Below are 24,649 nucleotides of genomic sequence, written 5' to 3' on the forward strand. Positions count from 1 at the left end.
GTGATGCGCCTGATTGCCGCCATCGTGGCGCTGACCCTGGTCGCGATCGGTGCCGGCGCCCTTGCCGGCCTGCATCTGTTTGCAGCCGCCGAGCGCGTCGCCGACGCGAAGAAGAGCCCTACGCCGCCGCCGCTCGCGTCGAGCTACGCCGGCAGCGCGCGGCTTCGAAAACTGTCCCCGATCGTGACCAATCTCGCCGCGCCGGCCAACAACTGGGCCCGTGTCGAGGCCTCCATGGTGACCGACAGCATGAGCGACGAGGACGCCGGCATCCTGGCCGCCCATATCAGCGAAGACATCGTCACCTATCTGCGGTCGGCCTCGGCTGCGCAGTTCGAGGGATCGCGCGGGCTCCAGCATCTGCGCGATGACCTCGCCGAGCGCGCCAATGTCCGCTCGTCGGGCAAGGTCCGCGAATTGATCATTGAGACGTTGGTGATTCAGTGAAATTGAGAGTCCTGCTGCTCGCGTTGATTCTGGCGGTGCTGCCCGAAATGGCGTTCGCCCAGATTCCGGACCTCAACTCCCTGCTGCCGCCCGGCAACGGCTCGACCAGCGGCCGCATCATCCAGCTGATGGCGCTGATCACGGTGCTGTCGGTGGCGCCGGGACTGCTCATCATGGTGACGAGCTTCACGCGGTTTGCGGTGGCGCTGTCGTTCCTGCGCTCCGGTCTCGGCCTCCAGACCACGCCGGCCAATCTGGTGCTGGTCAGCCTCGCGCTGTTCATGACGTTCTACGTGATGGCGCCGACCTTCGACCGCGCCTGGGAGACCGGCGTCCAGCCTCTCATGAAGAACGAGATCTCGGAGGAAGAGGCTTATCTGAAGATCACCGATCCGTTCCGCGAGTTCATGCTGGCGCACGTTCGCGACAAGGATCTCCAGACCTTCGAGGCGCTCGCCGCGGAGAGCTTTCGCAAGAAGTTCGACGACAAGCGCATCGATTTGCGCGTCATCATTCCGGCCTTCATGATCTCCGAGCTCAGGCGTTCGTTCGAGATCGGATTTCTCATCATGCTGCCGTTCCTCGTGATCGACATGATCGTGGCGACGCTGACCATGTCGATGGGCATGATGATGATGCCGCCGACGATCCTCGCGCTGCCGTTCAAGATGCTGTTCTTCGTGCTGATCGACGGCTGGAACCTCCTGGCCTCCGGACTGGTGCGGTCGTTCTCGTAGCGGCGGCGACCGCCGGCCGGCCGGGTCATGGTTAGCAAGAAGTACCGGCTTATGGTTACCGGAGGGTAATGGTAACCATATGATATTGCTGCGAAATTCAAGCCGATCTTAATCTCGGCGCAAGATTCGGCGTGCTAGCAATGCGGCACGGCGGGTTGGACCCCACCCACATCAGTCCAAAGGCATGATGCCGCCCCTCCGTACCGGTGAAAGCCCGGTATGTCCCCTCGTGAAAATGTAACGCGTACATAAAGGGACATTCGCAATGTCAAGCCTGCTTACGAACTCGACCGCCATGACCGCGCTCCAGACCCTGCGGTCTGTCAGCTCGCAGCTCTCCACCACGCAGACCCGCATCTCCACCGGCCAGCGCGTGTCGACCGCTTCGGACAACGCTGCCTACTGGTCGATCGCAACCTCGATGCGCTCCGACAACGCCGCGCTCTCCGCGGTCTCCGACTCGCTCGGTCTGTCGGCTGCGACCGTCGACACCGAATACACCGCTCTGAACACGGTCATCGGTGACAAGGACTCCGGCCTGACCAAGCTCCAGGCGCTGCTGGTCGAAGCCAAGACCGCCGGTATCGATCGCTCCAAGATCCAGGCCGACGTCACCCAGATCCAGAATCAGCTGAAGTCGACGGCCGACTCGGCGACGATCAACGGCATCAACTGGCTGAGCATCGACACCACGCCCTCCTCGTCCACGGCCACGCCGACGAGCTTCAACCTCGTGTCGTCGTACTCGCGTGTCGGCAATACGCCCACCATCGGCTCCATCACGGTGACGACCGCCACCTACGCGCTCTACACCACCGGCGGCTCATCCACCACCGGCATCCTGGATGCGGTGGTTGGCGGCTCCACCGGCGCGTCGGTCTCCTCGATCAACATCGGCGCGCTGACCGACTCGGCGACTGACCAGACCAAGCTCGATGGCTACATCGCGCAGGTCACCGCTGCGATCGGCTCGGTCGCCTCGGCCGCCGCCAATCTCGGTGCCGTCAAGAACCGCATCTCGACCAACACGGAATTCGTCAAGAACCTGATGGACTCCGTGGATCGCGGTGTCGGCCAGCTCGTCGATGCCGACATGAACCAGGAGTCCACCCGCCTTGCGGCCCTCCAGGTCCAGCAGCAGCTCGGCGTTCAGGCGCTCTCGATCGCCAACAACAGCAGCCAGAGCATCCTGTCGCTGTTCCGCTAAACCTCAACTCATCTGGGGGAGGGCCGCGCTTCTCGCGAAGCGCGGCCCTTTCTTTGTCAGGCGTGACGCCGCGTCGACGCCATGATCCGGCTCGGTGTTGCAACCGAGTCACAGAGCCACAAGCCTCGCACAAGCTTCGGCGGGTAGCCTCACCGCTACGACAGGTTGGGTCCTTCACACGCATTTCCGCGGCCCAAAGGCATGATGCCGCCCTGTCGTACCGGTGCAAGTCCGGTATGTCCCCAAACTCAATTCAATCGTCAAAGGGACATCAAAATGGGTTCTAGCCTCCTCACCAACTCGTCTGCAATGACCGCGCTGCAGACCCTCCGCAACGTCAGCACGCAGCTCGCGACCACGCAGAACCGGATCTCGACCGGTCAGCGCGTCTCGACCGCTTCGGACAATTCGGCCTATTGGTCGATCGCAACCTCGATGCGCTCCGACAACGCCGCGCTGTCCGCAGTCTCCGATTCGCTCGGTCTGTCGGCTGCGATGGTCGACACCGAATACACCGCTCTGAACACGGTCATCGGCGACAAGAACTCCGGCCTGACCAAGCTCCAGGCGCTGCTGGTCGAAGCCAAGACCGCCGGTATCGACCGGACCAAGATCCAGGCCGAGGTCACCCAGATCCAGCAGGATATGAAGCTCAAGTCCGACTCGGCAACGATCAACGGTATCAACTGGCTGAGCATCGACATCACGCCCTCGTCGTCCACGGCCACGCCGACGACCTTCAACCTCGTGTCGTCGTACTCGCGCGTCGGCGGTACGCCCACCATCGGCTCCATCACCGTGACGACCGCCACCTACGCGCTCTACACCACCGGCGGCTCATCCACTACCGGCATCCTGGATACGGTGGTCGGCGGCTCCACCGGCGCGTCGGTTGCCTCGATCAACATCGGCGCGCTGACCGACTCGGCGACTGACCAGACCAAGCTCGACGGCTACATCAACCAGGTCACCGCTGCGATCAACTCGGTCGCCTCGGCCGCCGCCAATCTCGGTGCCGTCAAGAACCGCATCGCGACCAACACGGAATTCGTCAAGAACCTGATGGACTCCGTGGATCGCGGTATCGGCCAGCTCGTCGACGCCGACATGAACGCGGAATCGACGCGCCTGCAGGCGCTTCAGACCCAGCAGCAGCTCGGCGTTCAGGCGCTCTCGATCGCCAACCAGAACAGCCAGAGCATCCTGTCGCTGTTCCGCTAAGCCGCGGCTTCGAAAACGACCGTGCTCCCTCGGGAGCACGGTCTCCGCCGTGAACGGCGGGTATGACGGCACAAGATGTGCCCGCAATCGATCTCCTGACGCCAGATTTCAAGCAACGCGCCGCAGCCGATCGCACCGCGGTGCATCCGGCCGTGCACCTGTTGCCGATCCTCGCGATAGCGTCCCCCGACTTCTTGTAAAATTACAACGCCTCGCCCGCGAACCGACACATTCGTGTTCCTGCGCAACCTTCAGACAAGGTTGGCAGCGGAATGTCCCATATGTTCGCATTGGTACGAGGTCATATGCTGTTCAGTCGTGCGCAGATACAGCAACTGCTCAACAATCTGCTGGAGCTTGGGCCGCGACGCCTGATGGCCCTGGGATTGATCGGCTTTGCCGTTCTCGTCACCGTCGTCGGCGGCGCCTATTATCTGAGCCGGCCTGAATTCGAAACGCTCTATACCGGCCTCTCCCGCGAAGATGTGACGCGCATGGGCGCTGCTTTGCGCGAGCAGAATATTGCCTTCGACGTCAATACGGCCGGAGACGCAGTCTCGGTGCGTCCGAGCCAGACCATGCAGGCGCGGATGCTGCTCGCCGAGAAGGGGCTGCCGACCAGCGCCAATTCCGGTTACGAGCTGTTCGACAAGATCGGCTCGCTCGGCCTGACATCGTTCATGCAGGAAGTCACGAAACTGCGCGCGCTCGAAGGCGAGATCGCGCGCACGGTGCAGTTGATGAAGGGCGTGAAGGCGGCGCGGGTGCATATCGTGATGCCGGTGCGCGGCTCGTTCCGCGCGACGCAACAGCCGCCCTCGGCGTCGGTCGTGCTCCGCACCGACGGCGCGATCGAGGCGCGCACGGCGCAGTCGATCCGCCATCTCGTCGCGGCCGCCATCCCCGGCATGAGCCGCGACAAGGTGACGGTGCTGGATGCCGACGGTTCGATGCTGCTGGCCGAAGAGGACGAAGCCACCGCCGCCCCGACCAAGATGGCAAGCCTCCAGAAGACGGTCGGCGGGATGGTTCAGGAGAACATCCGCAAGGCGCTGACGCCGTATCTGGGTCTCGACAATTTCGAGGTGAGCGTCGCGCCGCAGCTCTCCACCGACAAGCGGCAGACCAACGAGACCGTCTACGATCCGGAGAGCCGCGCCGAGCGTTCCGTGCGGAACGTGCGCGAGAAGGAGTCGTCGCAGAACGCGGACCGCTCGACGCCGACCACGGTGCAACAGAACCTTCCCGACCAGCAGGTCAACGCCGGCGGCACCAAGAACTCCAGCGAGGACAAGACCCGTCGCGAGGACGTCACCAATTTCGAGGTGTCGTCCAAGACCACGACGACGGTGAGCGACGGCTATCTGGTCAAGAAGCTCTTCATCGCCGTGCTGGTGAACCGCGCGCGCCTCGTTGCCGATCTCGGCGACAAGAGCAACCAGGCCATCGTCGACAGCAAGCTCGCCGAGATCAGCCAGCTCGCGGCGACGGCCGGCGGACTGGACAAGCAGCGCGGCGACCAGATCCAGGTCACGGCCGTCGACTTCATCGAGGGTTCGCGCGAACTGGCGCCGGTGCCGCCGATCAGCTTCGTCGAGATGATCAACAAGCAGCTCGGCAGCGTCATCAACGCGGTGACGATCCTGGCCGTGGCTTCGATGCTGGTCTGGTTCGGCCTTCGCCCCGCGGTCAACGGCATCCTGACCCACCGCGCGGCGCAGGAGCAGACCGAGGCGGCGGAGGCCGCTGAGCTTGAAGCTGCCACAGCCCTTGCATTGGCCGAGAGCCAGGACCCCGAGCTCAACCTCGTCGAGGACCTCGAAGGCAAGATGCAGCGGACGCCGCAGAAGCGGCTGGAGCAGATCGTCCGGCTCGATCAGGCGCAGGCAGCAGCGATCCTTAAAGACTGGATGCGACGCGAGGAGGCGGCATGAACGCGGCAATCGGAAAACTCCTGACGCAGTTTGACGCAAACGGCCGGGTCAAGTCGTCGCCGCCGCCTCCGCCGCCCAAGATCCAGGACGTGCTGACGAGGCCGAAGGAAGTCCGGCGCGAGCCTCAATCTCAACCGCAGCCTCAGGCCCAGTCGCAGCCTCAGTCGCCGCCTCCGGCGCCCGCGACGGAAGCCCCGCCGGTCAATCTCCTGGACGATGCCTATCGGCGCGGTCATGCCGCCGGCGTCGCTGAAGGCGATGCCAGGGTTGCCGAGGAACGGGTGCGCAGCGCGATCCGGCTCGGCGAGGAGCGGGCCAAATGGTCCGACCAGCAGGCGGTCGCGATCGTGAGCGGCTTCGAGGCGGCTTGCCGCGAGATCGAGACCAACATTGCGAGCTCCGTTGCCCGAATATTGCTGCCGTTCCTCGCCGATGCGGTCCGCGACAAGGCGATCGGGTCGCTGGTCGAGCAAATCGCGGCGCTGACCGGCAATTCGCCGGTGCCGGTGTTCAAGATCACGGGGCCGAGCGAACTGCTCGACCTGGTGAAGACGCAGCTTGAGACGGCCCGGCGAACGGGCATCGAGTACGAGGCCGCCGAGACTTTCGAGGTCCGTGTCGTGGCCGACCAGACCGTGATCGAGACGAAGATCGCGGCCTGGAGCGACCGTCTCAATGAGGCGCGCCGGTAGCCCGCCATGGAGGAGGTCAAGCAAGAGCTCGTGATCGTCCGCCGGCGCAGTGCCTTCGCCGAGGAGGCGCATCACGGTGGCGTATGGAAGATCGCCTATGCGGACTTCATGACCGCGATGATGGCGTTCTTCCTGGTCATGTGGCTGCTCAACGCGCTCAACCAGGACCAGAAGCAGGTGGTCGCGAGCTATTTCAACCCGATCAAGCTCGCGGAGAACGCACCCGCCCCGAAGGGCCTCAAGGATCTCTCCAAGAAGGAGCCGACGACGTTCGAGGGCCAGGACGGCAGGCGTCAGCCGGCTGGGCCGAGCGAGGAGCGGCGCGGTGACTCCCCGACGGCCGAGAAACCGCCCTTCTACGAAGAGAAGGTTCTGTTCCGCGATCCCTATGCGACGCTTGCCGAGATCGCCAATAGCGCGAACCAGGCCTCGGGCCAGCGCCGCGCCGGCGCCCTGACGTCCGCGGAAGAGGACGGCCTCAAGGGCGGCGACGCCTACCGCGATCCCTTCGATCCCGGCTATTGGAAGCTGGCGCCGCAGGCGTCCAAGGATTCGGATCGCATCATCGAGAGCGAGCCCAAGCCGAATGCACCCGTGCGCGACAACGCGACCGGGACCGGCCAGGGCGAGCCGCAGGCGCGCCGTGCCAAGACGGACGACGCCGGCGGAAGCGTGGCGCCGAACGCCGATGCCTCGTCCGCAAGCCTGTCGCCGCTGCTGCCGCCGGGGCCGGCGCCGTCGCAGTCTTCGCGAGAAGGCAGCGCGCAGGCGAACGCGCAATCGGGTGCTCAGGCCAGTGCCGCTGCGCAAGGGCGTCCCGGCGATACGCCGAAGGATTCCGAACCGCGCGACGCCGCGCAAACGCAGCAGCCGACCGTCAAGCAGCTCCAGTCCGCGATCGCGGAAGCGCTGTCGGACATCAAGGCGGGCGCCGGACCGGCGGCCGAGGTGCGTCAGGTCGAGGAAGGTCTGCTGGTCAGCCTGACCGACGATGCGAGCTTCGGCATGTTCGCGGTCGGCTCGGCCGAGCCGAGGCCCGAGCTCATCCGCGTGATCGACAAGATCGGGCCGCTGCTGATGAAACGACAGGGCATGATCATCGTCCGCGGCCACACCGACAATCGGCCGTACAAGTCGGAGACCTACGACAATTGGCGGCTGTCGACCGCCCGTGCGCAGATGGCCTATTACATGCTGGTCCGCTCCGGAGTCGACGCGCAGCGGATCGAGCATGTCGAGGGCTACGCCGACCGGCGGCCGAAACTTCAGAACGACCCGGCGGCCGCGCAGAATCGCCGGATCGAGATCTTGATCCGGGAGAAGCGCCCTTGATCAGGCCGCTCCTCCGTGCCGCCCTGCTGGTGCTGCTGCCGTTCGCGGCGGCACGCGCGTTGGCCGATCCGGCGCCGGCGTCGACATCGGGCGAGCCCTATGAGCTCGTGCGCGCATTGCAGGCCGTGCAGGATGGTATCGCCAACGGCGACACCGCGGCGCATGGCAGCCACATCGCGCTGATCCGGCAGATCGGCGAGAAATTTCTCGCCGCCGATGCGAGCGTGTGGAGCAACGCGCAGAACGGCCAGGCCGTCGTCATCTACCTGCTCAGCGGCGGCGCCCCGCAACTGGTCCGCAAGCTGCCGCGCGACAAGATGAATGTCGACGGACGGCTGTTCGATGGCGCGCTCGCCTATGTCGAGGGCCGACAGGACGAAGCGCGCGAGCTGCTCAAGGACGTCAAGCCCAGGACGATTCCGTCGGGCCTGGGCGGACAGGTCGCGCTGGTCCAGGGCGCGCTGTTCGCTCGCACCGAGGCCTCGCTCGCGATCGAGCGTCTGGACGATGCGCGCCTGCTCCTGCCCGGCACGCTGGTGGAGGAGGCGGCGCTGCGGCGCGAGATCCTGCTGGTCGGGCAGGCCGAGGATTTCGACAAGTTCGAGTTCCTGACGCTGGCCTATATCCGCCATTACCGCAACTCGATCTATGCCGGCGATTTCTGGCAGCGCTTCTCCACCGGCCTGACGCAATCGAGCCTCGCTCTCGACGAGCGCCGCTTTGCGCGGATCGTCACCATGCTGGAGCAGATCGATCGCGGAAGCCGCCTCAAGCTCTATCTCGTGATCGCGCGCTCCGCGATGGTGCGTGGACGGATGGCCGTGACCCGGCTCGCCGGCGAGCGGGCGCTGACGCTCAGCGCCGATGCCTCGGCAGAGCGCGAGCGTGCGCATTTTTTCCGTGGCGCCTCGCGGGTACTCACCGACGAATATGACGGCGGCCTCGCCGAGCTGAAGGCGCTCGACCGGTCGAAGCTGCCCGAGCGCGATCTTCCTCTCCTGAATGCAACGGTCCAGCTTGCGCTCGATGTGCGCAAACCGTTCGCGAGCGGATCTGCCGCCACCGCCGACAAGCCTCCGGCCACGCCGGCGCGTCTCGATCTCGCATCGTCGACCGCGACCCTCGCGCGTGCGCGGAAGGAGCTCGGCGAACTCGAACTTCTCACCAGGGATCGCCGCCCATGACCAAGCTCAGCGGAACCGCCGGACAGGCTTTTTCGGGGCTCGCCGAGAGTCTCAATATGCGCGGGACGTCGCGCTCGGCGAAGAGCGCCGGGACGAAATCGCAGGCTGATTCGTCGTTCAACGATCTGCTCCACACCGTCTCGAACCTGGCCAAACGGGCGCTCAAAGACGAGGGCAGCGATACGGCCGTGAAGGCGGGAACGCTGCGCACGCGCCTTTCGCATCCGGCCGAGAAGGACGAGACGGTGCATGATCGCACCGAGGCGGCCGACGAGACCAAGTCCAGTCACAAATCGTCCGACCAGTCGGAGACGCAAGATCCGCTCGACCAGGCCGCGAAGGCTGACGTTTCGAGCCGGCCGGGCATTGCCGCGATCGTCGGACAGGAGCTCGCCGCTGTGCCGGCCGTGAAGCTGCAATCGCCCGCGGGGGACAGGAAGGATGCGTCGGCGCACGACGGGCGTTCCTCCACGAAGGGCGAGGTTCAGGCGACGGGCATGGCGAAGGCCGCCGCCGCTGATCCCACGCCGCTCTCGGCCGGTCCGACAGGCGCGCGCTCACAGGCCGCGGCCTCGCAGGCGGCAGCCGCGCAGCAGGGCAACGAGAGTTCGTCAAAGGCAATGCCCGCGACGTCGGGCTTCGAGGCCGTCACGGCCAATGTCGAACGCGCCGTCAAGGCCTCGGCCCGGGACGCATTGCCGGAGGCGACCAAGGTCACCGTGGTCCAGCAGGAGACCCATCTGCCCCCGGCGCAGTTCAACGCTCCGCAACAGGTCGCCAATGCGGTGGTCGCCGAGCTGAAGGAATCCTCGGCGCCGACGGCGTCCGCAGCCCCCGATCTCGCCGGGTCCCAGACTAATGCGCCGGACCAGCCGCTCAAGATCCTGACCGTCAACCTCGAGCCGCCGTCGCTCGGCAATGTCACCGTGCGCCTCCGCCTCGTCGGCTCGGAGGTCTCCGTCCACCTCGCGGCCGAGCGCAAGGACACGAGCCAGATGCTGGACCAGCAGCGCGACTCGATCCGCGAGCTGATGCAGTCGGCCGGCTACGTCGCCGACGTCGCCCACGTCCAGCATGGCTCGCTGGACGGATTCCAGAGCGGCTCCGGCCAGTCGCAGCCGCAGCCCTCGGGCCAGCAACAGCCCTCGTCACAGTCGCAAGGCACGTTCGACGGCGCCGGCACGTCGTCGGGACAATCGGACGGCGATGCGAGACAGGCCCGGCAGGAGCGCCAGTCCAACCAGGAGACGCGTCATGACCAGGACGTGGCGCCGCAGATTCGTCGCGGCCCTGTTTATCTGTAACGCCGGCGCCGCCGAGGCGGCCGCCGACAGCGCGCGCCCCTGCGAGCGCGAGATGGCGCGTGCGGCCCAGCAGCACGGGATTCCGCTCGGCATTCTCTATGCCGTCGGCCTCACCGAGACCGGACGGCGCGGGGCGCTCTATCCTTATGCGCTCGGCGCCGACGGTCAGACCGTGTTCGCCAAGGACATGGAGGACGCGATCGCGAATTTCGAGGCGATGCGAGCCAAGGGCATCAAGCTGATCGACCTCGGCTGCATGCAGATCAACCACTACTACCACGGCGACAAGTTCACCTCGGTGCGGGCGATGTTCGATCCCGCCCGGAATGTCGACTACGCCGCGCGCTTCCTGAAGGAGCTGAAACAGCGCGAGGGAAGCTGGACCATGGCGGTCGCCCGCTACAATGCGGGCCCCAACAACCAGCCGGCGCAGAAGCGCTATGTCTGTCACATCGTCGCTCATCTCGTCTCGAGCGGTTTCGGCGCGTGGACAGACAAGGCGCGCTCGTTCTGTCAGCCGAAAACGACCTGACAACATGAAGTTGTGCACGGTTCCCAATCATCAGCCCCGCGCAAGCAAGAACCCTCATTGTAGCTGCAACCTACCAAAGGAGCCCAATCCATGAGCCTGTATGGTGTTATGCGCACCGGCGTTTCCGGCATGTCCGCGCAATCCAACAAGCTGTCGACGGTTTCGGACAACATCGCGAACGTCAACACCACCGGTTACAAGCGGGCTTCGACGGAATTCTCGTCACTGATCCTGAAGAGCGGTTCGGGCAATTACGATTCCGGCGCCGTCGAGACGACTGTCCGCTACGCCATCAGCGACGCAGGACACACGCAGTTCACCACGTCGACCACGGACCTCGCGGTCCAGGGCAACGGCTTCTTCGTGGTGTCGAACGCCAACAACACGCAGCAATATCTGACGCGTGCCGGCTCGTTCGTGCCTGACGCCCAGGGTAATCTGGTCAACGCGGCTGGCTATTACCTTCTGGGGCAGCCCGGTAAAGTGACCAATTTCTCGCAGAACAGCCTGTCCGGCATGCAGATCGTCAACATTGCCCAGGTTTCGCAAGTGCCCGTGCCGTCGACGGCGGGGACGCTCACGACCGGCAATCTGGACCCGAAAGCGGCTGTGATCGCCGGTCCGCCCGGCCCGGCGTCGTACTCATCGAAGAGCTCGATCGTGGCCTACAACAATATCGGCCAGGCCGTTACGCTCGACGTCTACATGTCCCACACTGCGACGGCCGCCGGCTCGGACACCTGGCAGATCCAGGCTTATAACTCCGCGACGGGTACGTCGGTCGGCGCCGCCACCACCTTCACCTTCGATACCACGGCAACCGGCAAAGGCGCGCTGGCCGCGGCGAGCCCGACGACTCTTTCCTTTACCGTTCCCGGCGGTGCGGCGGTGACCATGGACCTGTCGAACATGACGCAGACCGGAACCGACTTCAGCTTCAAGGCAACCGTCAACGGCAGCGCCCCCGCCGCGATCGACAAGGTCGACGTCGACGACGCCGGCCACGTGACGGCCATCCTCAAGAACGGGCAGCAGCTGACGCTCTACACGATCATGCTCGCCGACGTCCCGAGCCCCGACAATCTGACGCCGGAGCCTGGCAACGTCTATTCGACCAATATGAACTCCGGCAACGCGCAGGCCGGGAATGCCGGCACCGGCGGACTCGGGACGATCCAGTCCGGCGCCCTGGAAGACTCCAACGTCGATCTCGCGGATGAGCTCACCGGGATGATCGAGGCCCAGCGCGGCTTCACCGCGAACTCGAAGTCGTTCCAGACCGGCGCGGATCTGCTCGACGTCGTCGTCAACCTGAAGCGCTGAATTTCTCAGCGCCCATTTCGGGCAAGCGCAAATCATGTCCCTTACCGCTGCTCTCGACTCCGCTCGCGCTTCGCTCATGGCGTCGGGCATCCAGTCCTCGACGATCTCGCGCAATATCGCCGGTGCCAGCGCCGCCGGCTATTCGCGCAAGATCGCCGTGCTGGACAATCTGCCCGGGGCCGGCGTCTATGTGGCGTCGATCCAGCGCGCCGCCAGCTCAGGTCTCTACAACAACGTCCTGACCGCGACCTCGTCGTCGGCCAAGCAGGGCGCGATCTATGACGGTCTCCAGAAGATCGCATCTGCCACGGTGGACGATACGGAGCTCGACCAGTCGCCGACGGCGCAGCTCAATGCGCTGAAGAAGGCGCTGCAGCAATATGCCAACGCCCCCGACAACACCACGCTGGCGCAGGCGGCGATCACGTCCGCCAAGGACATGGCGACGGCGCTCAACCAGGCGACCAATACCGTGCAATCGGTCCGTGAGGGTGCGGACGCCGACATGGCGACCTCGGTCGCCAACATCAACCAGCTCCTTACGCAGTTCGACAAGGTCAACAACGCGGTCGTGAGGGGGACGATTGCCGGTGACGACGTCACCGACTACCTCGACCAGCGGGACAGCATCGTTTCGAAACTGTCGCAGGAGGTCGGCGTCTCGATGTCGATCCGCGCTAACGGCGACGCTGCGCTTTACACCGATAGCGGTGTCGTGCTGTTCGACAAGACGGCGCGAACGGTCAGCTTCACGGCGACCAACATCTATACGGCGGGCACCACCGGCAATGCGGTCTATATCGACGGTGTGCCGGTAACCGGCGCCAATTCGGTGATGCCGCTGAAGTCGGGTAAGCTCGCCGGCCTCGCTCAGCTGCGTGACCAGGACTCCGTCACCTATCAGAGTCAGCTCGACGAAATCGCGCGCGGCCTGATCAACACATTCAGGGAGAGCGATCAGACCGCGGCGGCGCTGCCCGACGTTCCCGGTCTCTTCACCTATCCCGGCGCGCCGGCGATACCGGCGAGCGCCACCGTCTCGGTCGGCCTTGCCGGCCTGATCAGTGTCGCGGCGTCGGTCGATCCGGCGCAGGGCGGCAATCCAAATCTGCTGCGCGACGGTGCGATCAGCGGTAACGTTGCTTACCGATACAACACCGCCGGCAACGCCGGCTACTCGGCCCGGCTACAGCAGCTCATCGGGGGCATGGATGCGTCGCAGCCGTTCGATGTGACCACGCAAGGCAAGCCGAGTGGCAGCTTGATCGACTTCGCGTCGTCGTCGACGAGCTGGATCGAAAACCAGCGCAAGACCGCGGACTCCAACGTCACCTACCAGAAGACGCTGCTCGACCGCAGCACCGCGGCGCTGTCCAACGTCAGCGGCGTCAACATGGACGACGAGATGTCCTTGATGCTTCAGGTCGAGCGCACCTATTCGGCCTCGTCGAAGATCATCTCGACCGTCGACGAAATGTTGCAGAGCCTGCTGGCCGCCGTGGGGAATTAAGCCATGATGAGCGCGAACTACATCTCGACCTTGATGCTGTCTTCGTCGTTGAGGACCTCGATCACGAACAACCAGGCTGCGCTGAGCAAGGCGTCGAAGGAGGCGACCACCGGCCGTTTCGCCGATGTTGGCCTCGAGCTTGGTGCCACGACGGGAAGCGACGTCACCCTGCGGGCGGACTGGAGCTTCGCCGATCAGCTCGTCGATACCAACGAGCTCGTCTCGGGACGCCTCGACGTGACGCAAACCCGGATCACCCAGCTCGGCACGACCGCAACGGACTTCCTCAAGGACTTGATCGCGGCCCGCAGTACCGACAACGGCGGGCGGATCGTCCTGCCGCCTGCGTCCGCCAACCTCCAGGATCTGATCGGCGCGCTGAACGTCTCGTATAATGGCTCGTATCTCTTCTCGGGCATCAACACGCAGAACACGCCGATCACGGCCTACGCCACGGGCTCCGCCAGCAAGAACCAGGTCGACGCCGATTTCCTTGCGGCCTTCGGCTTCTCGCAATCTTCAGCGGGCGTCAGCGGCATTACCCCGGCCCAAATGCAGACCTTTCTCAACACCACCTTCGATGCCGAGTTCGCGAGCCCGGCCTGGAATACCAACTGGTCATCGGCCACTGACCAGGTCATGCAAAGCCGTATCTCCACGACCGAGGTCGCTGATACGTCCGTCAGCGCCAACCAGACCGGCTTCCGCAAGCTCGCCGAGGCCTACACCATGATGGCGGATCTCGGGAATGCAAAACTCAGCCAAGGAGACGTTCCAGGTCGTCGTGGACAAGGCCATCGGCCTCATTGGTGGTGCGATCACGGACCTCGCCACGCTCGGCGGCGGCGTCGGCACGGTCCAGCAGCGGATCACCTCAGCAACGAACAAGCTCAAGACGCAGCAGGACATTCTGAACAATCAGATCGTCGGTATGGAGAAGGTCGACCCAACCGAGGCATCGGTCCGGGTCAACACCTTGCAGACCCAGATCCAGACGGCGCTGGCGCTGACCTCGCAGCTCCAGAAGATCAGCCTCATCAACTATCTCTGAGCCAAGGCTCATTGCAAGGTTCGCTCCTTTTGTCTTGCTATTCGGTTTCCCCGCAGAGTGGTCCTGATGACGTTTGAAGCCTATGAAGCTGTCGTTGAAGAGAGCGGCTATCAGGAGAGAGGCCGCGAGCGACAGGCGCTCAGCCTCGGCATCGACCGGCTCGAGCGGATCGAGAAGGGGCCCTTTAGTTTCGAGGATCTGGTCCAGAGCCTGCTCTATGTGCGCCGGCTGTGGACGATCTTCATCGAGGATCTCTCGCACCCGGAGAACGGCCTCCCGGACAAGCTGCGCGCCGACATCATCTCGATCGGCTTGTGGGTCATCAAGGAGGCGGATCGCCTTCGCGAAGAGAAGTCGGGCGACGTGATGCAGCTCATCGAAATCAACCGCCTGATCCGAGACGCACTTTAATGAAGATCTCCTTGCGGGCGGGCGAACGGATCTACATCAACGGTGCGGTGCTGCGCGTGGACCGCAAGGTCTCCGTCGAGCTCGTCAACGACGTGATGTTTCTGCTCGAGGGGCAGATCATGCAGGCCTCCGACGCCACCACGGCGATGCGGCAGCTGTATTTCATCGTCCAGCTCATGCTGATGAACCCCACCGATGTCCGCGATGCCTCGGCGCTCTACGGCCAGCATCACGCGGCCCTGGTTGCGGTGTGCGAAAGCCGCGAGATGCTGGACGGGCTTGTCGCGATCGACGAGCTGGTCGGGGCAACCCGTTACTTCGAGGCGCTGAAGCGGATCCGGGCGCTGTTCCCGGTGGAGCAGGCTATCCTGGCCGGCGTCGCCACCGACATCCCATTCGAGGCTGCCTGACAGCGGAGAGGCTACATGAACGTCACCAGCGCGACCGACAGCACCAGCAAGTCGTCCAGTTCGACCAGCTCCACGACGTCCACGTCGAGCAACAGCGTCGACTACAATACCTTTCTTCAACTTCTCGTCGCCGAGATGAAGAACCAGGATCCGACCAATCCGATGGATACCTCGCAATATATGAGCCAGTTCGCCCAACTCTCGACGGTCGAGCAGGCCATGCAGACCAACACCAAGCTGGATGCGCTGCTGTCTTCGCAGTCGTTGTCGCAGGCCGACGGGCTGATCGGAAAAACCGTCAGCTTCACCGACGCGACCGGAGCGACCTTCTCCGGCAAGGTCAAGTCGATCTCCATCAACAGCGACGGCTCCGTCGCGACCCTCGAGAACGGCACGAAAGTCGCGGTCGGGCCCGGCCTCACGATCAGCCAGTCATGAACGAGAGAGACGCCCTCGACATCGTCCAGGCGGCGATCTGGACCATCATCGTCGCCTCGGGGCCTGCCGTCGGCGCGGCGATGCTGGTCGGCACCATCATTGCACTGATCCAGGCCCTGACCCAGATCCAGGAGGTCACGCTGACCTTCGTTCCGAAGATCATCGTCATTCTCGTGGTCGTCGCCATCTCCGGCTCCTTCATCGGCGCGCATCTCTCCACCTTCACCGAGATGGTCTATTCGCATATCGAGCGCGGCTTCTGATCCCGCGGGCCGACCGGCCACCACCCTCGCGTAAGCTTTGCACGGCAGATTACCGGGCGGACCCTCTGCCGGTGACCCATGGCCGATACGTTAGCTGCTAGCCTGCCAAACCCGCGACGACTCGGGGCGGATGCCTTTTTTGCGGGCGGCATCGTGGCCATGCTCACGATCCTGTTCCTGCCGATACCGCCGATCCTGATCGATCTCGGCCTGGCGTTCTCGATCGCGCTGTCGGCGCTGATCCTGATGGTCGCGCTGTGGATCCAGCGGCCGCTCGACTTCTCCGCATTTCCGACCGTGCTGCTGATCGCAACGATCCTGCGGCTGGCGCTCAACGTCGCGACCACCCGCCTGATCCTGTCGCGCGGCGGGGAGGGCGAACAGGCCGCGGGCCATGTCGTCGCCGGCTTCTCGAAATTCGTCATGGGCGGCGACTTCGTCATCGGCCTGATCATCTTCGCGATCCTGGTCACGGTGAATTTCGTCGTGATCACCAAGGGTGCTACGCGTATCGCGGAGGTCGGCGCCCGTTTCACCCTGGACGCCATCCCCGGTAAGCAGATGGCGATCGACGCTGACCTGTCCGCGGGCCTGATCGACGACAAGGAGGCCCAGCGCCGGCGCCGCGAGCTCGAAGAGGAGAGCGCGTTCTTCGGCGCCATGGACGGTGCTTCGAAATTCGTCCGCGGCGATGCCATCGCCGGCCTGATCATCACCGCGATTAACATCTTCGGCGGCATCATCATCGGCGTCACCCATCACGGCCTGACGCTGTCGCGCGCCGCCGACGTCTATACGAAGCTCTCTGTCGGCGACGGCCTGGTGTCGCAGATGCCGGCGCTGATCGTGTCGCTGTCAGCGGGCCTGCTTGTTTCCAAGGGCGGCACCAGGGGCTCGGCGGAGCAGGCCGTGCTGCGGCAGCTCAGCGGTTATCCGCGCGCGGTGTCGGCCGCCGCATTGATGATGTTCGTGCTCGCCATCATGCCGGGGCTGCCGATGGCGCCGTTCGTGCTGCTCGGCGGCGTCATGGCCTTCGTCGGCTACACGCTGCCCAGGCGTCAGGCGGCGCGGGATCGGAAAGAGGATGCGCGCAAGGCCGACGAGCGCGCCCAGACCGCGGCCAAGGAATCGGTCAAAGAATCGCTCAAGACCGCCGAGATCGAGCTGGCGCTCGGCGGTCATCTTTCGGTCCATCTGCTGGGATCGCGCACCGAGCTCAGCCATCGCGTGGCCAAGATCCGCAAGAAGTTCGCCAAGCAATACGGCTTCGTCATTCCCGAGATCAAGCTCACCGACAATCTGTCGATCGATCCCAAGGGATACCAGATCCGGATCCACGACACCCGCGTCGCGCATGGCGAACTCAGGCTCGGCGAGGTGCTGGTGCTGGTCGACAAGGACGGCAAGCCCGACGTGCCCGGCGAGGAGGTGATCGAACCCGCCTTCGGCATGAAGGCGCTGTGGGTGACGGAAGCCTTCACCGACGAAGTCAAGCGGCAGGGCTGCAAGCCGGTCGACAATCTGTCGGTGCTGCTCACGCATCTGAGCGAGGTGATCAGGGCGAACCTCGCCCAGCTCCTCTCCTACAAGGACATGCGCGCGCTGCTCGACCGGCTCGATCCGGAATACAAGCGCCTGATCGAGGATCTCTGCCCGTCACAGATCTCCTATTCGGGCCTGCTGGCGATCCTGAAGATCCTGCTGGCCGAGCGCGTGTCGATCCGCAATCTCCACCTGATCCTCGAGGCGATCGCCGAGATCGCGCCCCATGTGCGGCGCTCCGAACAGGTGGCGGAGCATGTCCGCACGCGGCTTGCACAGCAGATCTGCGGCGACCTCTCCGACAGCGGCGTGCTCAACGTGGTCCGCCTCGGCAATCGCTGGGATCTCGCCTTCCACCAGAGCCTGAAGCGCGACGCCAAGGGGGACGTCGTCGAATTCGACGCCGATCCGCGCCTGATCGAGCAGTTCGCGACGGAAGCCAGCGCCGCGATCCGCAAGTTCACCGAGAACGGCACCAGCGTGGTGCTGGCGGTGACCCCGGAGGCCCGTCCCTATGTCCGGATGATCCTGGAACGGGTGTTCCCGACACTGCCGGTCCTGTCGCATGTGGAGGTCGCGCGCAGCGCCGAGATCAGAGCGCTCGGAGCCATATCGTGATCAGCAGCCTCGCCGACAGCGTGCTGGTGACTTTCATCGTGTTCTGCAGGATCGGCGCCTGCCTGATGTTCGTGCCCGGCTATTCCAGCGTCAACGTTCCGGCCCAGGTCCGCCTGTTCATCGCGCTCGTCACGACGTTTGCACTGACGCCAATCCTGATCGCGGTCCTGAAACCTCTGACGGACCAAGCGGCGCCGCTGACGCTGGCACTCCTGATCGGCTCCGAGGTCCTGGTCGGAAGCGTCATCGGCCTCGGCGGGCGCGTGTTCTTCCTGGCGCTTCAGACCATGGCGACCGTGATGGCAAGCGCGATCGGGCTCAGCAATATCCCGGGCACGCCGATCGGCGACACCGATCCGGCGCCGGCCCTGGTGCCGCTGATCATGGCGTCCGTCACCACGCTGTTCTTCATGACCGACCAGCACTGGCAGGTGCTGCGCGGGCTGATGAACTCCTACGACGTCTGGCATCCCGGTGCGAGGCTCGGCGGCAGCATGGCGCTCGACCAGCTGGTCAGCCGCCTGTCGGAGGCGTTCGTGCTGACGCTGCGGATCGCCAGCCCGTTCATCGTCTATTCGGTCATCGTCAACCTCGCGGTCGGCCTGATCAACAAGCTGACGCCGGCGATTCCCGTCTACTTCATCTCCGTGCCGTTCGTGCTGTTCGGCGGCTTCCTGCTGCTCTATCTCACCAGCGACGAGCTCCTGACGCAATTCATGCTGGGCGTCTCGTCCTGGCTGTCGGAATGACCGTCATGAGGTCGCGCGCAGACAAGCTCGGTCGGATGGTCTCGCTCGTGAAGCTCCAGCTCCGGCTGTCCGAATGGCAGCTCGCGCACTTGCGGCAGCAGGAGCGCAGCCTGCAGGACGAACAGGAATGGCTGGTCGGGGCGCTGAACGAGGGCAAGCCGCCGGCGGGGTCGTCGAGCGCGTCGATCGCGCGGCGCCTCAACAGGACGAGCGTCGGCGCGCGCGCCGTGAATGAGCAGGCTTCGCGGCAGCTCGACCAGGTTCGTGCGGAGAGCCGGCGCGTGAAACAGCTCGAGGAAGTCGCCAAGGCGGCGCTCGCGGACAAGCTTCGCGAGGCGGAGAAGCGCTCGCTCGAGGAGATGACGGGAACAAGCCTCACCGTGCGCGAGTGGACGCCACGGCCAGCCAGCCGGAACAAGACATGATCGTGACAGCGACACCCGACCTCGTTCTCGACGTTATCGAGGCCGCCGATCCCGTGACGCAACGCGCGGCGACCGCGAAGCTCGATGCGCTGAAATCATCCGCCGCCGATTTCGCCGCGACGATGGACGCGGAGGCCGGCAAGGCCGCGGCGGCTGGTGCCGATCAATCCGCGGCGAAGGTTTCCGAAGCGCAGTCGGGTGCGGTGAACGGGGCGCCGGTGCAGGTGATCAAGGCGCCAGCGTCCGGCGAGGTCTATCGGAAGTTCGAGGCGTTCATCCTCCAGACCTTCGTCGAGACGATGCTGCCGAAGGAATCCGAGGAACTCTTCGGCAAGGGGACCGCCGGCAGCGTCTGGAAGTCGATGCTGGCGGAGCAACTCGGCAACCAGCTCGCGAAGGGCAAGGGCATCGGCATTGCGAGGCAGCTTGCCGGCGCGCATCCGGCGGGGCCGGACGTGACGGGGAAGGCCGGATGATGATCCGAGGAATGGGTGACAGAAGTTGAGGGGTGAATTTCCAATGCAGGCACAAGAAGGCGCGGCGGTCCTGGTGATGGAGCAGCCGGTCGTGGACGCCGAGGCGATGACGGTTGAAGCGGCATCGAGCAATGCGCTGTTGCCCGTGCTGCTGCCGAATGTCGGCGGCGAGGCGGTGGTCGACAGGGCCGAGGCGGCGAGAGCGGACGAAGTGCGCGGCCTGCTGGCGGCGATCCGCAGGCTCGAGAGCATCGTCGAGGAGGAGACGGTTGCGCTCGCGACGGGCAAGAAGATCGATTTCGACGATTTCAGCGCCCGCAAGAGCCGGAGCATGCTCGAGTTCGTCCGCCTGATGCGGGCGCGGATGCATCTCGGCAGCGAGGTCGAGATCACCGAGGAGGTCCAGCGGCTGCGCGAGAAGCTGGAGCGGAATCGTTCCATCCTCGAAATGCATTACGACGCGGTGCGCGAGGTCGCGACCATCATCGTCAAGGCAATCAAGGATGCCGATTCGGACGGCACCTATACCGGTCGCGCAACGCAGGACGGAAAATGATCAGACTCGTGCTTGCCGGGCTCTGGGTCTGCATCCTCACGGCAGGCACGAGCTACGCCGTGGCCTATTGGAAGGAAAACGGCAGCCTGCTGCCGGCAAAGGACGCATATCTCGACGGGCTCCAATACCAGAAGACGCGGGCGCTGAGCGTGCCCATGGTCGAGAACGGCAATGTGCAGGGCTACATCGTCGCGCGCTTCGTCTACACCGTGGAGGCGCGGACCATGCACCAGCTCAACGTTCCGCCGGAGCCGTTCGTCGTCGACGAGGCCTTCCGCAGGATCTATGCCGACGACCGCCTCGATTTCAGGAAGCTCGCGCGCTACGACCTCTCCATCCTCACGACGGGCATCAAGCAGCGCGTCAACGAGCGGATGCAGGCCGACGTCGTCCAGGACGTCCTGGTCGAGGACTTCAACTACGTCTCGAAGGAAGAATTCCAGCAGAAACCCTAGCGCATGGCCCGGACAGGCGCGAAGCGGCTTTCCGGAAGGATCGTGCTCGACCTGGAAACCAAAGCGCGCCCCTGATCTCGCAGCGCTTTGGTATGGCGGCGCCTCGCGCCTCCGGACCTTGCCTTCTGCCGTCTCAGCCGCCGAAAGTACAACGGCCTCTGCGAAGGTGCTCCGCAGAGGCCGTTGTCGTTTTTCGCGGCAGCGCTCAGCCGCGTCAGTTACCGGCCGGATAGGCCGCCGGGGCGATGTGCGCCCGGTTGAGGAGGATGCCGACCTCGTCGAGCTCCTGCATCGGCACGTCGACGGTCTCGCCGGCGGGAATGTTGAGGCGGTATCCGACATAACGCCGGGCCACGATCGCGTCGAAGCCGAGGCGGTCGCGGAGCTTCTTGCGCAGTTTGCTGACGTGGCTCTCGATCACGCTCTCGTCGAAGGTCGACTCGAAGATGCCGTAGACCGCGTTGAAGATCTGCGTCTTGGTGATCCACTTGCCGTGGTTGCTGACCATATATTCGAGAATACGCAATTCACGGCGGGGCAGGGTGAGGGCGTGGCCCGCGATCTCGGGGTCGCGCCCGTTGAAGAAGACCTGGATCCTGGTCTCGCAGGGTCTCGGCAACTCGCCCACCCGGCGGCGCGCGATCGCGGCCGTTCGGGCGAGGATCTCGCGCAGGTGAATCGGCACGTACACGACGTCGTCAACGCCCGATTCGAACAGCTCCAGCGTGTTCTTGAGCATCTTCTGGCCGCTCATGGCGATGATGGGAGCCGAGGAGCGCTTGCGCATCGCCCGCGGCAGGCTTCCGCGGGCGTCGCAATCCCCGAGGAGGAAGGCGTCGACCGCTGCCAGGTCCGATTCACTCGCAGATTGCAGCCAGTCCCAGAATTCTCCGGAGGAGAAGCCGATCGACGATACGCCTTCGCGAACGAGCCCTCCAACGTAGCTGTTCGTGACGCTCTCACGATCATCAACGATAATATACATCAGTCTTTCGCCCCTGTTTCGCACTTATCGCGGCCGGTTGGTTGTTGTGATGCCCGGCTCGGCGACCATGCTGTTTGACGATATTTCCATCCCGCGAACCGTTGTTATGGTTTCGATATTCGCGGGCAGCCCTACGCATTCAGTGCCTGCGTTTTCCGCGGGCCTGTTACTTCGACTCGATACTGAACGCTTACTGCGTGAGGCTCGGCGGGTGTCTTACGGATCACCTCGCGGAGCGGATTGAGACAGCGACCTAGAACAGTTGCGCCAAGTTGCTTATCGCGTCCGAACGCTACTGAACCTTGCCGATCTCCTCGCCAACTGGCGAGAATCACTTGGATAGGACCGTAACAATTGCCGATTTCCGATCAAGCGCGCGCATCAAAGCGGTTGCTATGTGTGTTTGATGCTGTTGGTTTGTTTCGAGTTGTTTCTTGATATATTCATTCGCATCAGTTGATTTGGATTTTGAACTAGTTTTGCACCGTGACGGATCTATAGTTCCGCATCCCCGTATAATCACAGCTATTTCGGGTGGTGCTGCGGGGTATGCGTATGGAGGGGTTTTCAACCCCGGATTGACTCTCTCCACCGGTTTTCCACATGCGACAATTCGACTCATGTGTGGCGAGGCGACTCCAGCTTGGCGAAATCTTGGCGAGGGTGTGTCTTTCGAGTCGCACTCTCGCCACGTGCGTGACGCGTTTGACTCATGCGACGTCGCATCGTGCGTCATGAAAAGTTTTCGATGCGCACGTTTCGGGCAAGCTTCGACAAATAAATTCGTCGTTCGATAGATCTAACCGAACGGAGCATTCTCGCATGTTGTCCGATGGAAAAGCTCGTCCCAACGAGACCGCTGACGTTTCCTCGGCGGCGAAGCCGGCTCCGGAGCCACGCAATACAAGGGACAGCGCGACGCAAACAGCCAAGCCGGCCGCGAGCGCAAAGCGTGCGTCGGCTGCGGCGAGCGACGAAGCGCTGGCGAAAGAGGCGCTCGAGGGGCTGAAGCGCATTCGCGCCAAGGCGCGCCTCGACAAGATGGCGATACCCAAGCCCGCGCCGGTCGTGATGAAGCCGGCCGTGATCGTGGCCAAGCCGCCGCCGCCCCGTCCGACCTGGGTCGCGCCGCTCGCAACGTTGGCGGTCGCCGCCATCCTGGTGGTCTGCGCCTGCACCGGTGTGATCGCCTATCTCACCACGCAGCCCGCCCAGAACAATGTCGCGGCCAATACGGAGATCAGGAATCTGCGCGAGACGGTCGCCCAGCTGCGCAAGCAGGTGTCGGGCGTGTCCGAAAATCTCGACGGCCTGCGCACCGCGGTCGATCAATCGAGCAAGGCGACCAACGATCGCTTCGGCAGGTTTGCCGAGAATCTGGACCGCATCGAGCGGGTGAGCTCGTCCTCGACGGTCAAGCTCGACAAGCTCGCCCAGGCGCAAGCCCAGGCTCCGGCGCCGACAGTGGCGCAATCGCAGCCGTCGTCGCAGGCCGCGCCGATGATGGCTTCGCTCGCAGCGCCCGAGGTCACGGGCTCGGTGTCTCCCTCCGAGCGCGCATCAGTGCCGCGGAAGGTGGTCAAGGGCTGGTCGGTGCGCCAGGCCTATGAGGGGATTGCGATCCTGCAAAGCCCGAACGGCGTCATCGAGGCCGTGCTGGGGCAGCAGGTGCCCGGCCTTGGCCGCATCGAGGAGATCCGGAACGAGAACGGGCGCCTTGTGGTCGAATCCAGCGGGGGCGTGATCTACTCGTCGCGCAAGGCAACGCCGTGATCGAGCGCCGCCTCTATTGGCGGTGATGCTCGAAGCTGGTGCATAGCAGATCAACCTCCGGCTCCGCGATTGGCGCGCGAAACAGGCGGCAGCTGAACTCGACCGTCGTCTTGCCGTCCGCCGCGGTGCGATCTTCCCGGAGGAAGATGCAGCGCTTGCAGACGTCGGTATGGTGCCGCTGCTCGGCCGCGTCCGACTGGTCCAGCACGTGGCGGAGCGCGTCGCGGAAGCGGATCTTGGCCTCGTCGTCGAGCACGGCAATCGCCTCAACGAGAACGTTAACGGGATCGCGCGCCAGGAACTTCTTGCCCGGCTGCGTAACGCTCAGCATCACCGACCGCTTGTCCTTGGCCGAGCGCTTTCGCTCGAGATAGCCGAGCCGTTCCAGCTCGCCGATGATGAACGAGGCGGTGCCGCGCGTGGTGCCGACGTAACTCGCGAGCGCCGACGGCGTGCGGGAAAACCGGTTGGCGCGGGAGAGGAAGCGCAGCGCCATCCACTCGCGATCGCGCAAGCCGTGCTTGGTGCCTTCGAACCAGAGGATTCGTGCGACCTGCTCCAACAGTTCAATCGATTCGCGAGCCAAATTCATTTCACTTCCAAGTCGGATAAAGCTTTATTCAACTGAGCCTTCGGGGGAGCGCAATCGGGGTGGACGAGAATGAAACCCGCGGGCGATCCTTGGTCGGACGGCGCGCCCACTGGGAAGACGTCCTCCGTTTCCGGAGATGGAACTTCCGGCCGTGGAACTAGAGCGTCACAAAGAAAGTTCGAGTAAACCGCGCGGCTCAACTCTTCTGAAAATTTCAGTCAAATGACGGCGGCTTGCGCGCGGGATTCCGATAGCGCGCAACATCCCGGCAACATGATGTGTCGTTGCGGCCGCGATGGAGCCCATTTGTTGCGGCGAAGCGTTTCGAATTGCGCGAGGGGTGGAGTGTCTGCAGCTTCTGACCGCGTGAGGTGCGGCGGAAGAACCCCTATTTTCGGTTAATGGATGTTGCGCCGCAGCGCAGCCACGCGGTTAAATCGGGCACACGATCAAATCCGGAAAGCTTGCGCGTGGGCCTTGCG

At 64.3% G+C, this 24,649-nt stretch carries 25 protein-coding genes and 1 pseudogene; 24 read left to right on the forward strand and 2 right to left on the reverse strand.

Annotated features, from left to right (window positions below; genetic code table 11):
- Positions 1-3: 3 nt before the first annotated feature.
- From ACVWW6_RS17005 to ACVWW6_RS17115, 23 genes and pseudogenes are all read left to right on the forward strand, one after another.
- Positions 4-447 carry a flagellar basal body-associated FliL family protein gene (locus tag ACVWW6_RS17005; RefSeq protein ID WP_028175224.1) on the forward strand — a complete coding sequence of 148 codons (444 nt, stop codon included), beginning with the start codon at positions 4-6 and terminating at the stop codon, positions 445-447.
- A complete protein-coding gene (gene fliP, locus ACVWW6_RS17010) occupies positions 444-1,184 on the forward strand; it encodes a flagellar type III secretion system pore protein FliP (protein WP_011089605.1) in 741 nt (246 codons plus the stop codon). The genes ACVWW6_RS17005 and fliP overlap by 4 nt, the downstream gene beginning before the upstream one ends.
- 265 nt (positions 1,185-1,449) lie before the next feature.
- The gene (locus ACVWW6_RS17015; protein WP_011089604.1) at positions 1,450-2,391 is read left to right on the forward strand and encodes a flagellin N-terminal helical domain-containing protein; all 942 of its coding nucleotides are present in this window, start codon (positions 1,450-1,452) and stop codon (positions 2,389-2,391) included.
- A 276-nt stretch (positions 2,392-2,667) separates the two neighbouring features.
- Positions 2,668-3,612 (forward strand): flagellin, encoded by a 945-nt coding sequence (locus ACVWW6_RS17020; RefSeq protein ID WP_011089603.1) that lies wholly within the window; start codon positions 2,668-2,670, stop codon positions 3,610-3,612.
- A 305-nt stretch (positions 3,613-3,917) separates the two neighbouring features.
- Positions 3,918-5,546 (forward strand): flagellar basal-body MS-ring/collar protein FliF, encoded by a 1,629-nt coding sequence (fliF, locus tag ACVWW6_RS17025; RefSeq protein ID WP_456681093.1) that lies wholly within the window; start codon positions 3,918-3,920, stop codon positions 5,544-5,546.
- Positions 5,543-6,238: a hypothetical protein gene (locus ACVWW6_RS17030; RefSeq protein WP_011089601.1), complete on the forward strand. Its 696-nt coding sequence runs from the start codon at positions 5,543-5,545 to the stop codon at positions 6,236-6,238. The genes fliF and ACVWW6_RS17030 overlap by 4 nt, the downstream gene beginning before the upstream one ends.
- A gap of 6 nt (positions 6,239-6,244) precedes the next feature.
- Positions 6,245-7,570, forward strand: coding sequence for a MotB family protein (locus tag ACVWW6_RS17035; RefSeq protein WP_456681094.1), 1,326 nt, complete (start codon positions 6,245-6,247; stop codon positions 7,568-7,570).
- Positions 7,567-8,754, forward strand: coding sequence for a chemotaxis protein (locus ACVWW6_RS17040; RefSeq protein WP_456681095.1), 1,188 nt, complete (start codon positions 7,567-7,569; stop codon positions 8,752-8,754). Before ACVWW6_RS17035 ends, ACVWW6_RS17040 begins: the two co-directional genes overlap by 4 nt.
- A complete protein-coding gene (fliK, locus tag ACVWW6_RS17045; RefSeq protein ID WP_456681096.1) occupies positions 8,751-10,058 on the forward strand; it encodes a flagellar hook-length control protein FliK in 1,308 nt (435 codons plus the stop codon). Before ACVWW6_RS17040 ends, fliK begins: the two co-directional genes overlap by 4 nt.
- Positions 10,009-10,590, forward strand: a complete 582-nt coding sequence (locus tag ACVWW6_RS17050; protein ID WP_011089597.1) for a lytic transglycosylase domain-containing protein — start codon at positions 10,009-10,011, stop codon at positions 10,588-10,590. The genes fliK and ACVWW6_RS17050 overlap by 50 nt, the downstream gene beginning before the upstream one ends.
- A gap of 90 nt (positions 10,591-10,680) precedes the next feature.
- Positions 10,681-11,913, forward strand: coding sequence for a flagellar hook protein FlgE (locus ACVWW6_RS17055; protein ID WP_028175229.1), 1,233 nt, complete (start codon positions 10,681-10,683; stop codon positions 11,911-11,913).
- 34 nt (positions 11,914-11,947) lie between these two features.
- Positions 11,948-13,423, forward strand: a complete 1,476-nt coding sequence (gene flgK, locus ACVWW6_RS17060) for a flagellar hook-associated protein FlgK (protein ID WP_456681097.1) — start codon at positions 11,948-11,950, stop codon at positions 13,421-13,423.
- A gap of 3 nt (positions 13,424-13,426) precedes the next feature.
- A pseudogene (locus tag ACVWW6_RS17065) lies at positions 13,427-14,474 on the forward strand (flagellar hook-associated family protein).
- A gap of 66 nt (positions 14,475-14,540) precedes the next feature.
- Positions 14,541-14,885: a flagellar biosynthesis regulator FlaF gene (gene flaF, locus ACVWW6_RS17070; protein ID WP_028175231.1), complete on the forward strand. Its 345-nt coding sequence runs from the start codon at positions 14,541-14,543 to the stop codon at positions 14,883-14,885.
- Entirely contained in the window at positions 14,885-15,295 is a 411-nt protein-coding gene (gene flbT, locus ACVWW6_RS17075) for a flagellar biosynthesis repressor FlbT (RefSeq protein WP_011089592.1), read from the forward strand. Before flaF ends, flbT begins: the two co-directional genes overlap by 1 nt.
- Before the next feature lie 15 nt (positions 15,296-15,310).
- Positions 15,311-15,733, forward strand: a complete 423-nt coding sequence (gene flgD / locus ACVWW6_RS17080) for a flagellar hook assembly protein FlgD (protein ID WP_011089591.1) — start codon at positions 15,311-15,313, stop codon at positions 15,731-15,733.
- Positions 15,730-15,996: a flagellar biosynthesis protein FliQ gene (gene fliQ / locus ACVWW6_RS17085; RefSeq protein WP_008130649.1), complete on the forward strand. Its 267-nt coding sequence runs from the start codon at positions 15,730-15,732 to the stop codon at positions 15,994-15,996. The genes flgD and fliQ overlap by 4 nt, the downstream gene beginning before the upstream one ends.
- A gap of 78 nt (positions 15,997-16,074) precedes the next feature.
- Positions 16,075-18,156: a flagellar biosynthesis protein FlhA gene (gene flhA, locus ACVWW6_RS17090; RefSeq protein ID WP_456681098.1), complete on the forward strand. Its 2,082-nt coding sequence runs from the start codon at positions 16,075-16,077 to the stop codon at positions 18,154-18,156.
- Positions 18,153-18,905, forward strand: coding sequence for a flagellar biosynthesis protein FliR (fliR, locus tag ACVWW6_RS17095; RefSeq protein ID WP_011089589.1), 753 nt, complete (start codon positions 18,153-18,155; stop codon positions 18,903-18,905). The genes flhA and fliR overlap by 4 nt, the downstream gene beginning before the upstream one ends.
- A gap of 5 nt (positions 18,906-18,910) precedes the next feature.
- Complete coding sequence (locus tag ACVWW6_RS17100) at positions 18,911-19,330, forward strand: hypothetical protein (protein WP_028175234.1); 420 nt, start codon at positions 18,911-18,913, stop codon at positions 19,328-19,330.
- Positions 19,327-19,806 (forward strand): rod-binding protein, encoded by a 480-nt coding sequence (locus ACVWW6_RS17105; RefSeq protein ID WP_028175235.1) that lies wholly within the window; start codon positions 19,327-19,329, stop codon positions 19,804-19,806. The genes ACVWW6_RS17100 and ACVWW6_RS17105 overlap by 4 nt, the downstream gene beginning before the upstream one ends.
- 43 nt (positions 19,807-19,849) lie before the next feature.
- Positions 19,850-20,362 (forward strand): hypothetical protein, encoded by a 513-nt coding sequence (locus tag ACVWW6_RS17110; RefSeq protein WP_011089587.1) that lies wholly within the window; start codon positions 19,850-19,852, stop codon positions 20,360-20,362.
- On the forward strand, positions 20,359-20,817 hold the full coding sequence (locus tag ACVWW6_RS17115; protein WP_011089586.1) for a hypothetical protein: 459 nt from the start codon (positions 20,359-20,361) through the stop codon (positions 20,815-20,817). Before ACVWW6_RS17110 ends, ACVWW6_RS17115 begins: the two co-directional genes overlap by 4 nt.
- Before the next feature lie 214 nt (positions 20,818-21,031).
- Here the strand turns inward: ACVWW6_RS17115 and ACVWW6_RS17120 are convergent, their stop codons facing one another.
- Positions 21,032-21,802, reverse strand: a complete 771-nt coding sequence (locus ACVWW6_RS17120) for a response regulator transcription factor (RefSeq protein WP_028175236.1) — start codon at positions 21,800-21,802, stop codon at positions 21,032-21,034.
- An 822-nt stretch (positions 21,803-22,624) separates the two neighbouring features.
- Here ACVWW6_RS17120 and ACVWW6_RS17125 point away from each other — a divergent pair.
- Complete coding sequence (locus tag ACVWW6_RS17125; protein WP_011089583.1) at positions 22,625-23,575, forward strand: hypothetical protein; 951 nt, start codon at positions 22,625-22,627, stop codon at positions 23,573-23,575.
- A gap of 13 nt (positions 23,576-23,588) precedes the next feature.
- Here ACVWW6_RS17125 and ACVWW6_RS17130 read toward each other — a convergent pair whose 3' ends face one another.
- Positions 23,589-24,167 (reverse strand): MarR family winged helix-turn-helix transcriptional regulator, encoded by a 579-nt coding sequence (locus tag ACVWW6_RS17130; protein WP_011089582.1) that lies wholly within the window; start codon positions 24,165-24,167, stop codon positions 23,589-23,591.
- Positions 24,168-24,649 lie beyond the last annotated feature (482 nt).

The organism is Bradyrhizobium sp. USDA 3311 (genome assembly GCF_054062495.1).